This is a genomic window from Mycobacterium sp. (assembly GCF_040509115.1).
Classification (GTDB): domain Bacteria; phylum Actinomycetota; class Actinomycetes; order Mycobacteriales; family Mycobacteriaceae; genus Mycobacterium.
In genome coordinates, this window is record NZ_JBEVLO010000062.1 from 1 (window position 1) to 11,628 (window position 11,628).

Consider the following 11,628-nt stretch of genomic DNA (forward strand, 5'->3'; position numbering starts at 1 on the left):
GCCGCCGCGTCAGCCGTAGGCGCGCGGGTCCACCGTCAGATGGTCCGAGACGTCGCCGACCATTTGCACGTCGACCGTGCGTTCGGTGAAGTACCAGCCATCGACGTCTCGGGCGAAGACGTCGAGGTAGCGGCCGACCACGATGGGTTGCAGCGCAACCGCATCCGTCTGCTGGACGACGCAGAACGTCGACCGGGCGGCGGCCGAGTCACCATCGACGTCGACGATCGGATTCAGCACGAGGTGCCGGGTTCGGGGTGTGTTGCCGGCGTCCGAGAAGCGGCGGGTGGTCTTGGCGAAGAGCTTCGCGATGACCTCGGCGCCGGAGGCCACTCCCGATGCCGGTCCACCGAACGTCGCACGGGACAGGAGGAGGCCGACGCCATCGAAGTCGCCGGCATCGATCAGCTCGGCGTACCGGTAGAGCAGTTCGGTGATCGCCAGCTTGTCCGCCAGTCCCCCGACCGCAACCTCGCCCGCGCTCACGCGACCTGGCCCTTGACCACCGGAAGGCCAGGATCACTCGGGACGTCCAGCGGTGACGGGGCCGCGCCCGCGGCGATCAGGTGCGCGGCGAACGATGCGATCATGGCTCCGTTGTCGGTACACAACCGCGGCCGTGGCACTCGCAACGTCAAACCCACCGCGGCGCACCGCTCCTCGGCAAGTTCACGCAGCCGCGAGTTGGCGGCGACCCCGCCCGCGATTAGCAGCGTGGACACACCGAGGTCCGTCGCGGCGCGGACCGCCTTCTTGGTCAGCACGTCGGCCACCGCCTCCTGAAAGCCCGCGGCGACGTCGGCCGTGGACGAGTCGGGGTTGGACTCCACGTGGCGCGCCACGGCGGTCTTGAGCCCCGAGAAGCTGAACGCGTACGGGGCGTCGCGCGGTCCCGTCATGCCGCGTGGGAAGGCGATTGCGTCGCGGTCCCCGGTACGGGCCAACTCGTCGAGGACTCTGCCGCCGGGATACCCGAGGCCCAGCAGGCGAGCGATCTTGTCGTACGCCTCGCCAGCGGCGTCGTCGACGGTGCTGCCCAGTTCCTCGATCGGCTCCCCCAACGACCGCACGTGAAGGAGGTTGGTGTGGCCGCCGGAGACCAGCAGCCCCACAGCCTCGGGCAGCGGGCCGTGATCGTAGACGTCGGCGGCGAGATGCCCACCGAGGTGGTTGACCGCATAGAACGGCACTTCCCATGCCGCCGAATACGCCTTGGCCGCAGCCACTCCCACCAACAGCGCACCCGCGAGGCCTGGCCCGATCGTGGCCGCGACCACGTCGGGCCTGCGAATGCCTGCCGTCGCCAGCGCCCTTCTCATCGTCGGGCCGAGCGCTTCGAGGTGCGCGCGCGATGCGATCTCGGGGACGACGCCGCCGAAGCGAGCGTGCTCGTCGACGCTCGAGGCCACCTCGTCGGCCAGCAGGGTGACGGTGCCGCGTGAGTCGAGCTCGCAGATGCCGACTCCCGTTTCGTCACAGGAGCTCTCGATCGCGAGGATGATCATCCTTCCCGTCCCTTCGGCGATCGTCGCATCGTGTAGGCATCGGCGCCGCTCGCCTGGTAGTAGCGCTTGCGTACGCCCATCACCTCGAAGCCGAAGTCGTCGTAGAGCGCGATCGCGGCGGCGTTGTCGGTGCGCACCTCGAGGAAGACGGCTCCGCCGTCGGCGATGTCGAGCAGACCGTTCAACAGCATTCGGCCGATACCGCGGCCCTGATGCAGCTTGTCGACGCCGATGGTGTGGATCTCGTACTCGTAGGGGGGTTTTCGGCCGAGCCTGCTGATCCCCGCGTAACCCACCAGCACGCCGTCCGCGCGGGCGGCGACGTAGTGGTTGTGCGCGGATTCCAGCTCCCGCACGAACGCCGTGGCGGGCCACGGGTCGTCGCCGGGGAAGAGTTGGGCTTCCAGTTCGGCGCAACGGTCGGCGTCACCGACGGCGAGGGTGCCGATCTCGACGGTCACGACCGCACCGTCTGAGGCTTGGCGTCGGGCCTGCGCAGATACAGCGGGATCAGCGGCGCCGGCGCCGTGTCCCAGTCGACGGCGCGCACCAATCCCGACGCGGTCGGATGAGACGGTGGCACGTAGGGCAGCTCGAAGAGCGCGGCGTGTTCCTGGGAGCCTGCGACCCGCGTCGCCCCGCTCGGCACGTCGGCTGCGGCAGCGACGTCTGGTCCGGCGACCCGCACCCCGTCGCGGTAGCGCGCCCAGTACACCTCGCGGCGACGGGCGTCGGTGACCACCAGCGCCTCGTCGCTGGTGTCCACTCCGATCGCGTCGAGGCTGCACACGCCGAACACCGGAATGTCCAGGGCGTGGCCGTACGCGGCGGCCGTGGCCATGCCCACCCGCAACCCGGTGAACGGTCCTGGGCCGCAACCGATCACGACCGCTTCGAGCTCGGCCATGCGCACCCCGGCGTCGGCGAGTGCGGCTAGGACGTTCGGGGTGAGCCGTTCGGCGTGAGCACGCGCGTCGAGTGTGACCCGTTCTGCGAGCACGTCGACGCCCGAAGGACCGCGCCGGACGACTCCCGCCGTGACGGCAGGGGTGGCGGTGTCGATGGCAAGGACCACGCTCACCCCGTCACTTCCCTTCCCCACGGATGCTCCACCGCCAGGTGGCGATCCGGACGTCGGTATCGCCGCCCCGTTCCAGCCGGATGTCGAGGTGGCGGTCGGACAATCGTTCCACCAGCCCCTCCCCCCATTCGACCACCACGACGGCGTCGTCGAGGTCGGTGTCCAGGTCCAGCGAGTCCAGCTCCGCGAGCAGGTCGGCGCCTGGATGATCCAGCAGGCGGTAGACGTCGACGTGCACCATCGCGGGTGCGTCCGCAGCGCGGGCCGGATGCACCCGCGCCAGCACGAACGTCGGTGAGGTGACGGCCCCACCCACGTTCATCGCCTGCGCAATCCCCTTGGCCAGCACGGTCTTTCCTGCACCCAGCGGACCGGCAAGCACGACGACGTCGCCAGCCAGCAGGTCCGCGCCCAGTCGAGCACCGAGGGCGAACGTATCGTCGGCGGTCGGCAACTCGGCTGTCCCCTCCAACACCTCAGCCATGATTGCGGGCCCGTTCCCGAAGGCGCCGGGTCAACGCGACGAGCTTGGACGGCGTGGCGCGCTCGACGAGGCGCACCAAGGCGTCGTCGACGATCTCGGGCTGCTCGAGTTGGACGAGATGTCCTGCGCCACCGACGATGACGAGCTCGGACTTCGGCAACTCGGCCGACATGGCCTCGGAGTACTCCTTGGGCGTGAGGAGGTCGTGGTCGCCGCAGACGATCAAGGTAGGCACCTTGGCAAGTGCCTTCAGCCCCTCGGTCTCGTCGTGCACCTCCAGCGCGTGCAGGAAGTCGACGAGGGTCGCGATGGGCGTGTCGTGCATCATCCGCTCGGAGAACGCGACGACGCTGCGGCTGATCTTCTCGTCGCCGTAGGAGGCTGCCCGCAGCACGGGGCCGATCACCGACCTCGCCGCTCCCCTGGTGCGGTGCACGGTCTTGGGGGCATACCTGACGGCCAGACGCGCCGCCTCCAACGCGGGATTCTTGAGGATCTCGCCGAGCGGCGAGCGCGAAACTCCTTCGGCCGCCGTCGCGATCAGCGCAGCTCCGACGATCCGGGTGGGGTACCGCTGGGGATACTGCCTGGCGTGGGCGAGTACGGTCATGCCGCCCATCGAATGGCCGACGAGCACCACCGGTCCGCGCGGCGCCATGACGGCAAGCACGGTCTCGAGGTCCCGCCCCAATTGCGGAACGGTGCACGATTCGCGTGGTGCAGCGCCGGACTGGCCATGGCCGCGCTGATCGTAGAACACCATGCGGACCTGCGGACCCCACTGCTCGGTCAACCGCGCGCGCTGAAAGTAGAAGGCGCCCATGCGAAGCGAGAAACCGTGTGCGAAGACCACCGTCAGCGGCGCGTCCTCGGGCCCCACCTCACGGACCGCAAGGGGGATGCCGTCCGGCGTGGTGACCACGCAACCGCGGTCGGCGTCGAGGAGCTCGAAGTCCTCGTTCACGTAGGGATCGTCGTCGGTGACGCGTCGGATGAACGACCGCGCGACGGTGGCACCGGCCAGGCCGCCGACAGCGGACAGCCCCGCCACACCCGCCAGCCAGCGGGCCCGGTGACTCCTAGGATGCACGGTGTCGTTCAACGGCTTTGGTCCACCGTGCCAACGTACCGACGGGATACCCGGCCGCGTGGGCTGGTGACCACCTCGTAGTTGATGGTGTCCAGGAGTTCGGCCCAGTCCTGCGCCGTCCGTTCACCGCGATCACCGGGACCAAACAGAACGGCCTCGTCCCCCTCTGCGACGTCGACGGGTCCCGGACCGAGGTCGACGACGAACTGGTCCATGCAGATCCTTCCGACGTTGCGCCGGAGCCTGCCGTTGATCATCACGTCGATGCGGCCGCTCAGGCTGCGGAACACCCCGTCTGCGTAGCCGATGGGGAGCAGCGCCACCGTGGTGTCGTGCTCGGCGATCCAGGTGTGGCCGTAAGAGACACCGTCACCGGCCTTGAGCGTACGGACCATGGCGACCGGGGACGTCAACGTCATGGCGGGTCGCAGGCCCATGTCACCGTTGGCCGGAATCGGCGTCTGCCCATACACGGCGATACCGGGCCGCACCATGTCGAAGCCGAGGTCGGGCCGCGTCATCGCGGCCGGGGAGTTGCACAGGTGGGCGATCTCGAACTCGACGCCCGCGGCGCTGGCCTGCGCCCGCATCTCGACGAACCGGGTGGCCTGGACGTCGTTGACCGGACTGGCCGGATCGTCGCCGCACGCGAGGTGGGACATGATGCCGCGGAGCCTGACCGCGTCGTCTGCGGTGGCTCGGCGTAGCGCGGTGAGCATGCCGGGAAACGCGGAGGCGCCGACGCCGTTGCGGCTGAGACCGGTGTCGACCTTGACGGTGACGGTCGCTTGGCGGCCCGTCCGCGCGACCGCGTCGAGCACCTCGGCGAGTTGGCGCTCCGAGGACACGCCGAGTTGGACGTCGGCCAGCAGCGCGGGGGCGAAGTCGGTGCCCGGTGCGTGCAGCCAGGCCAGCACCGGCGCAGTCACGCCGTCGTTGCGCAGGGCCATCGCCTCGTCGAGGGTGGCGACCCCCAATTCGGCCGCGCCTGCAGCCAACGCGGCCCGCGCGACCTGGGTGGCCCCGTGCCCATATCCGTCGGCCTTGAGAACAGTCATCACCTGGGCCGATCCGGCGCATTCACGCAGCAAACGGACGTTGTGGGCAATCGCGTCGAGGTCCACCACCGCGGTGGCGGTGTGGGTCGACGTCGGGAGTGGGGTCGTGTGCATGGTCATGTCACCATCGCCGATTGTCCCAGAGCGCGCTGCACTGGGTCGGCGGGCCTAGTGCGCGAAGGGTTGCAGACTGTCGAAGTGTCCGTTGGGCTTGAGCTCGTCGAGGCTCTTCAGGACCTTGAGCGTGTCGTCCTTCAGCGCGCGGGCCAGGTCCGTGGAGAAACCTTCGCGGACCACGACCCGCAGCACCGTCACGTTCTCGGCGTTGGCGGGCATCGTGTAGGCGGGTACCTGCCAGCCGAAGGATCGCAATGCGTGGGACACGTCGAACTCGGTGTAGCCGCGATCGCCCTTGAGCCGGAAGCTGACCACCGGGATCGCCGACCCGTCGGAGATGAGCTCGAAGTGCTCGCTGTCGCGCAGCTGGTCGCCGAGCCAGCGCGCGGTCTGCGACAGGCACGCCATCACCTGCGCATAACCGGCCCTCCCGAGGCGCAGGAAGTTGTAGTACTGCCCGACGACCTGGTTGCCGCCCTTGGAGAAGTTGAGGGTGAACGTGGGCATGTCACCGCCGAGGTAGTTGACGCGGAACACCAACTCCTCGGGCAGGTATTCGGCGCTGCGCCATACGACGAAGCCGATGCCCGGGTAGGTCAGGCCGTACTTGTGGCCGCTGACGTTGATCGACACGACGCGGGGCACCCGGAAGTCCCAGATCACGTCGGGGTGCAGGAACGGCACCACGAAGCCACCGCTGGCGGCGTCCACGTGCACGGGCACGTCGACCCCGCCGTCGGCCGCCAGCTTGTCGAGGGCCGCGCAGATCTCACCGATCGGTTCGAGCTCGCCGGTGTAGGTGCTGCCGAGGATGGCGACCACGCCGATGGTGTCCTCGTTGACGGCGTCGAGAACCTGCTCGGGCGTGATGACGTAGCGGCCCTCCTCCATCGGGAGGTAGATGGGTTCGACGTCGAAGTAGCGGCAGAACTTCTCCCACACCACCTGGACGTTGGAGCCCATCACCAGGTTCGGCGTTCGCGTGCGCCAACCATCCTTCGCTCGGTCGCCGACCTTGGCCCGCCACCGCCAGCTCATCGCCAGCCCGGCCAGCATCACGGCCTCGCTGGAGCCGACGGTCGAGGCGCCGATGGCACTGGCGGGATCGTCGTCGCGCAGCCCCTCGGCGTGGAACAGATCGGCGACCATGCACACGCACCGCTGCTCGATGGCCGCGGTCGCCGGGTACTCGTCCTTGTCGATCATGTTCTTGTCGAACGTCTCGGCCATGAGCTTCTCGGCCTCGGGGTCCATCCACGTCGTGACGAAGGTGGCGAGGTTGAGCCGCGAGCTGCCGTCGAGCATGAGCTCGTCGTGAATGAACCGGTACGCGGCCTGCGGGTCCATCGAATCGTCGGGCATCCGCAGCGACGGCACCGGCGCGGTCGACAGTCGTCCGGTGTAGGCAGGCGCGATCGACGCAGACGGAGTGAACCTCGGTGACATCGTTGTCCCTTCTAGAGATTGGCGATCGACGAACGGAGATGGGCGAGGATCCTGGACGCCGACGTCGGTGCAGGCTGCGGTCCGGGATCGGCGGCCGACAGACCGGCGGCACGGGCGTGGACGAACGCCGCCATGGCGGCGGCCTCTCCCGGTGGCCTGCCTGCGGCGAGAAGGCTGCCGATCACGCCGGACAGCACGTCGCCCGACCCGGCCGTCGCGGCCCAGGCCTGGCCCGCGGGGTTCAGGTAGGTCGTGGCCCGCCGATGCCCCGTCGCCGCGCTCTCCCCAGAACCGGGCTCGGCGATGATCGTGACGTTGCCCTTGAGCAGCACGGTGGCGCCGAACGCGTCGGCGAGTTTGCGCGCGGCGGCCACCCTGTCGTCGCCGGGAGGATGGCCTGCGAGCCTGGCGAACTCCCCCGCGTGCGGGGTGAGGACGGTCGGCGCGCTGCGTTCGGCGACGGCGTCGGGGTGGGCGGCGAGAATCGTCAGCGCGTCAGCGTCGACGACGACGGGCAGGTCGGTGTCGAGCGCGAACCACAGCGCCGCCGCGCCTGCTTCGTCGGTGCCGAGCCCAGGGCCGACGACCCAGGCCTGGACGCGGCCCGCGGTGTTCATCGATGGCGCGGCGACGACCTCGGGCCAGTGCGAAACCACCTCGGCTGCTGCGGTTCCCGCATAACGCACCATTCCCGAGGTGGCCGCGACGGCCGCACCCGTCGACAGGATCGCCGCCCCGGGGTAGGTCGCCGACCCGGCGAGCACGCCGGTGACGCCCTGGGTGTACTTGTCGTCGTGGGGGCCGGGGATGGGCCATCGGGCGGCGACGTCGGCGGCTTCGAGGCCCACCAGGTCGCCGTCGGGCAGGGACAGGCCGATGTCGACGAGTTCGACGCGGCCGCAGTCGCCAAGGGCGTGAACGGGTTTGAAGCCGCCGAAGGTCACGGTCAGGGTGGCCTCGACGTGGGGTCCGTCGGCGGCGCCGGTCGCGACGTCGACACCGCTGGGCACGTCGACCGCGGTGACGGGGATGCCTCGGTCCGCGACGTCGGCGAAGACGTCGGCGGCGTCGGGCCGCAGGGGCCCACTCCCCGAGATGCCGACGACGCCGTCGATCACCAGATCGGTTGCCGGCGGTACGGTTTCGACGACCCTGCCACCCGAACGCCGGAACGCGGCGAGGCCCTTGGCGTTGGCGCGTTCGGGGTTGAGCAGAACCGCACTCACCGCGGCGCCCCGACGTCGCAGGAACGTGGCCGCCCACAACGCGTCGCCACCGTTGTCGCCGGAGCCGACGACGGCGCATACCCGACTGCCCGAGACCCCGCCGAGTTCACGGGCGATTGCGACCGCCAGACCGTACGCGGCGCGGCGCATCAGCGCGCCGTCGGGAAGGGAGGCGAGCAGCGGCGCTTCGGCATCGCGGATGGCATCGGCCCCGTAGTAGTGGCGCATCTCCCTCAGGATTCCATGCTGGGCGGCGCCAATGGTGGCCGACGGCGAAACTCACAGGTCAGTAGGCCGCGGCGGGTGGCTCAGTCGACGGCGATGAACTCGAGTTGGATGTTGTCCGGGTCGCGGAACACCACCGTGGAGTACGGGATCGGCTCGACCTCGTCGACGATGCCGGTGTGCGCGATGCCCAATTCGTCGAGCCACGCCGTCCAGGCCGACAGTCCGGCCCGCCCGACCACGTGGAAGGACACGTGGTCGAGACCGGTGCGCGCCTCGTCGAAGGGCTCCCCGGCGTTGCCCGTGTTCCTGTGCAGGCTGAAGATGAGCCCAGACCGCGGCTCCGGTAACAGGACGCTGTACCCGGTCTCCTCGCGGCCGTAGTGCGGGACCTTGAGTTCCGCTCGCTCCGTGCGAAAGACCCGCTGATACCACGCCACGCTGGTCTCGAGATCGGTCACCGTCAGCGACAGGTGATGGACCCCGCCGAACGTGGCGTCTTCGTGCTCGCTCAATGCGCCTCCCGTGTGGTGTACTCATCAAACCGGACGGAGACGGCATCCGATAGCGGATTCCGGTCGATTTCTAGCGCATTTCGCGTAGACCGTCGGTTGCTGCGGCGCGGTTGAACCAATCAGTGCCACATCGCAACTCGGTTGGCGGAAGGCGTTCCCTCCACGATGCTAAGGATGCCGATGGGCGACGAAGGCCAGGTCGAGAGCCAGAGCGAATGCCAGGCCGAGGAGATGCGCACCCTGTTCCTCTTCGAGCAGCTGTCGGACGCGCAGATCGACCGGCTCTGCGCCGACGGTCGCGTCGAGACGCATCAGCCCGGACCCCTGTTCACCGAGGGCGAGCCCGCGGCGTGCTTCTACGTCCTCATCGACGGGGAACTGGTGATGTCGGCCAGGGCCGGGGGTTTCGACGTCCAGACCCGCCGCACCTCGCAACGGGGGGCGTACTGCGGGGCGTGGTCGGCCTACGTGCCGGAGGCCGAGCCGACGTACACGACGTCGGTTCGCGTGACCCGACCGTCACGGTTCTACGTGCTCGACGCCGAGCGGTTCGCCGCGTTCATGCAAACCGAGTTCCCCATGGCCGTGCACCTTCTGGCGGGACACACGCTTGGCACCATCCGACAACAACAACTCGTCGGGCAACGCGCCCGGCTGTTGGGACTGGGCACCATCACGGCAGGCTTGACGCACCACCTGAACAATCCCGCGGCCGCCACCGGCCGTGCCGTCGCCGGGTTGCGCGAGAGCGTCGGCAAGCTGCGCCGCAAGCTGGCGTCGATCGCCGAGGGCAACATTCCCGCCGAGTCATTGCACGCCTTGATCGCGATCCAGGACGACGTCGCCGAACACGTGGGTGCGTCCAAACCCCAGCAACTCAGTTCGTTGGAGTCCTCGCATCGCGAGGAAAGGATTGGTGACTGGCTGGACGATCACGGGATCGCCGATGGCTGGGACTATGCCCCGACCTTCGTCGACGCGGGCCTCGACGTCGACTGGCTCGAACGCGTGTCGAACTCGGTGACCGGTCGCGGGGTGGCGAGCAGCGTGTTGCAGGCCGGCGTCGCGTGGCTGAAGCACACCGTCGACACCGAGCTGAGGATGAGGGAGATCGCCGAGGCGAGCAGGCGAATCTCGGCCCTGTTGGCAAGTGCCAAGCAGTACTCCCAGATGGATCGCGGCGACTACCAGTGCGTCGACGTTCACGACCTGCTCCGCAGCACCCTGATGATGTTCGACACCAGAATCGGCGGCGCTGGTCCCGTGAAGGTGGTCACCGACTTCGATCTCAATCTCCCCGAGATCTCTTGTTATGCAGGCGATCTCAATCAGGTGTGGACCAACGTCATCGAGAATGCCTTGGAGGCGATGGGTGATCGTGGCACCTTGACCATGCGCACCAGCTGGGAACGCGAAGACGTGATCCGGGTCGAGATCTGCGACGACGGCCCCGGCATCCCCTCCGACGTCATCGACAACGTCTTCACCCCGTTCTTCTCCACCAAGCCCGTGGGCGAGGGCGCGGGACTGGGCTTGGACCTGGCCTGGCGGATCGTGGAGAAGCACGAGGGCCACCTGTCGGCGCAGTCCGTCCCCGGCGACACCAGATTCATCGTGTGCCTGCCCGTGCGAGCGCCAGCGCCAGGGACGGCCGGTCCAGACATTCCGATCGTCGCGCCGACGACGCGGTGAACTAGCGCTACCCGCTGGCGCCGATCCACACCGTCTTGGCATTCATGAACTCGCGCATGCCCAAATCGGAGAGTTCGCGCCCGTGGCCGCTTCTCTTGACGCCGCCGAACGGGATCTCCGGATAGCTGGTGGTGTTGCCGTTGATGAACGCCATCCCGGACTGGACGTCCCGGATGAACAGCGCGCGCTCGGCCTCGTCCTCGGTCCACAGGTTCGAACCCAACCCGTAGGGATGCGCGTTCGCCCGCCGCAGCGCCTCCTCCAGCGAGGGCACGGACCACACCTGTGCGACGGGACCGAACACCTCCTCGGCGTACATGCGCATGTCAGGGGTGACCTCGGTGATCACCGTCGGTGGATAGAACCAGCCCGGTCGGTCCGGTCGCCTTCCGCCCACCAACACCTTGGCTCCCTTGCCGACGGCGTCGTCGACGTACGCCTCGACGTCCTCGCGGCCGGATTCGGTTGCCAGCGGCCCGATCTCGGTGGACTCGTCCATCGGATCCCCGACCACCAAGGCACCCATCTTGGCGACGAACCCGTCCAGGAACTGCTGGTAGACGTCCTCGTGGACGAAGAAGCGCTTGCCGTTGATGCACGACTGACCGTTGTTCAGGGTGCGCGCACGCACCGCGACGTCGACCGCGCGGTCGAGGTTCGTCGACGGCATGACGATGAAGGGGTCCGAGCCACCGAGTTCGAGGACCACCTTCTTGATCTCCTCGCCGGCGATCGAGCCGACCGAGCGGCCAGCGGGCTCGCTGCCGGTGAGCGTGGCGGCCTCAACCCGGGGATCTCGCAGCACCGACTCCACCCGGCCCGACGAGATCAGAAGCGTCTGGAACACGTCGTCGGGAAAGCCCGCCTCGCGGAACAACTGCTCCATGTACAGCGCGGTCTGCGGCACGTTCGAGGCGTGTTTGAGGAGGCCGACGTTGCCCGCGGTGAGGGCAGGGGCCGCGAACCGCATCGCCTGCCAGAGCGGCAGATTCCACGGCATCACCGCGAGCACCACGCCGATCGGCTGATACGTCACGAAGGTCCGCTCCGCGCCGACCGCGGACGCGTCGCCGACGACGTCATCGAGGAACCTGGGCCCTTGGGCGGCGTAGAACCGAAGGCCGCGAACGCTCTTGGCGATCTCCTCGCGCGCAGCCCTGATCGGCTTGCCCATCTCGGTCGTGATCAA

12 protein-coding genes are annotated in these 11,628 nt (G+C 68.7%); 1 reads left to right on the forward strand and 11 read right to left on the reverse strand.

What is annotated here, in order from left to right; genetic code table 11:
- Positions 1–9: 9 nt before the first annotated feature.
- The 10 genes from ABW137_RS04730 to ABW137_RS04775 form a co-directional block, all read right to left on the reverse strand.
- Positions 10–486, reverse strand: a complete 477-nt coding sequence (locus ABW137_RS04730) for a nuclear transport factor 2 family protein (RefSeq protein WP_526397397.1) — start codon at positions 484–486, stop codon at positions 10–12.
- Positions 483–1,505 carry a tRNA (adenosine(37)-N6)-threonylcarbamoyltransferase complex transferase subunit TsaD gene (tsaD, locus tag ABW137_RS04735; RefSeq protein WP_526397399.1) on the reverse strand — a complete coding sequence of 341 codons (1,023 nt, stop codon included), beginning with the start codon at positions 1,503–1,505 and terminating at the stop codon, positions 483–485. Before tsaD ends, ABW137_RS04730 begins: the two co-directional genes overlap by 4 nt.
- Positions 1,502–1,966 (reverse strand): ribosomal protein S18-alanine N-acetyltransferase, encoded by a 465-nt coding sequence (gene rimI / locus ABW137_RS04740; protein ID WP_526397400.1) that lies wholly within the window; start codon positions 1,964–1,966, stop codon positions 1,502–1,504. Before rimI ends, tsaD begins: the two co-directional genes overlap by 4 nt.
- A complete protein-coding gene (gene tsaB / locus ABW137_RS04745) occupies positions 1,963–2,586 on the reverse strand; it encodes a tRNA (adenosine(37)-N6)-threonylcarbamoyltransferase complex dimerization subunit type 1 TsaB (RefSeq protein WP_526397416.1) in 624 nt (207 codons plus the stop codon). The genes rimI and tsaB overlap by 4 nt, the downstream gene beginning before the upstream one ends.
- 4 nt (positions 2,587–2,590) lie before the next feature.
- A complete protein-coding gene (gene tsaE, locus ABW137_RS04750; protein WP_526397402.1) occupies positions 2,591–3,070 on the reverse strand; it encodes a tRNA (adenosine(37)-N6)-threonylcarbamoyltransferase complex ATPase subunit type 1 TsaE in 480 nt (159 codons plus the stop codon).
- Positions 3,063–4,160, reverse strand: a complete 1,098-nt coding sequence (locus tag ABW137_RS04755; protein WP_526397404.1) for an alpha/beta fold hydrolase — start codon at positions 4,158–4,160, stop codon at positions 3,063–3,065. Before ABW137_RS04755 ends, tsaE begins: the two co-directional genes overlap by 8 nt.
- An 8-nt stretch (positions 4,161–4,168) precedes the next feature.
- Positions 4,169–5,332 carry an alanine racemase gene (gene alr / locus ABW137_RS04760; RefSeq protein WP_526397418.1) on the reverse strand — a complete coding sequence of 388 codons (1,164 nt, stop codon included), beginning with the start codon at positions 5,330–5,332 and terminating at the stop codon, positions 4,169–4,171.
- Positions 5,333–5,386: 54 nt separating this feature from the next.
- Positions 5,387–6,781 carry a glutamate decarboxylase gene (gene gad / locus ABW137_RS04765; RefSeq protein WP_526397406.1) on the reverse strand — a complete coding sequence of 465 codons (1,395 nt, stop codon included), beginning with the start codon at positions 6,779–6,781 and terminating at the stop codon, positions 5,387–5,389.
- Between the two features lie 11 nt (positions 6,782–6,792).
- On the reverse strand, positions 6,793–8,235 hold the full coding sequence (locus ABW137_RS04770) for an NAD(P)H-hydrate dehydratase (RefSeq protein ID WP_526397408.1): 1,443 nt from the start codon (positions 8,233–8,235) through the stop codon (positions 6,793–6,795).
- 80 nt (positions 8,236–8,315) lie between these two features.
- Positions 8,316–8,747: a VOC family protein gene (locus ABW137_RS04775; RefSeq protein ID WP_526397410.1), complete on the reverse strand. Its 432-nt coding sequence runs from the start codon at positions 8,745–8,747 to the stop codon at positions 8,316–8,318.
- Positions 8,748–8,927: 180 nt separating this feature from the next.
- On the opposite strand from ABW137_RS04775, the gene ABW137_RS04780 reads away from it, so the two are divergent.
- Positions 8,928–10,439, forward strand: a complete 1,512-nt coding sequence (locus ABW137_RS04780; protein WP_526397412.1) for an ATP-binding protein — start codon at positions 8,928–8,930, stop codon at positions 10,437–10,439.
- A 7-nt stretch (positions 10,440–10,446) separates the two neighbouring features.
- Here the strand turns inward: ABW137_RS04780 and ABW137_RS04785 are convergent.
- On the reverse strand, positions 10,447–11,628 hold a 1,182-nt coding region (locus tag ABW137_RS04785), incomplete at its 5' end, for an NAD-dependent succinate-semialdehyde dehydrogenase (RefSeq protein ID WP_526397414.1).

What these genes read in the sequence shown, in the direction of transcription:
- tsaD (WP_526397399.1), bottom strand. Translation starts at nt 1,505, where the DNA reads ATGATCATCCTCGCGATCGAGAGCTCCTGTGACGAAACGGGAGTCGGC.
- tsaE (WP_526397402.1), bottom strand. Translation starts at nt 3,070, where the DNA reads ATGGCTGAGGTGTTGGAGGGGACAGCCGAGTTGCCGACCGCCGACGAT.
- alr (WP_526397418.1), bottom strand. Translation starts at nt 5,332, where the DNA reads ATGCACACGACCCCACTCCCGACGTCGACCCACACCGCCACCGCGGTG.
- gad (WP_526397406.1), bottom strand. Translation starts at nt 6,781, where the DNA reads ATGTCACCGAGGTTCACTCCGTCTGCGTCGATCGCGCCTGCCTACACC.
- ABW137_RS04770 (WP_526397408.1), bottom strand. Translation starts at nt 8,235, where the DNA reads ATGCGCCACTACTACGGGGCCGATGCCATCCGCGATGCCGAAGCGCCG.
- ABW137_RS04780 (WP_526397412.1), top strand. Translation starts at nt 8,928, where the DNA reads ATGGGCGACGAAGGCCAGGTCGAGAGCCAGAGCGAATGCCAGGCCGAG.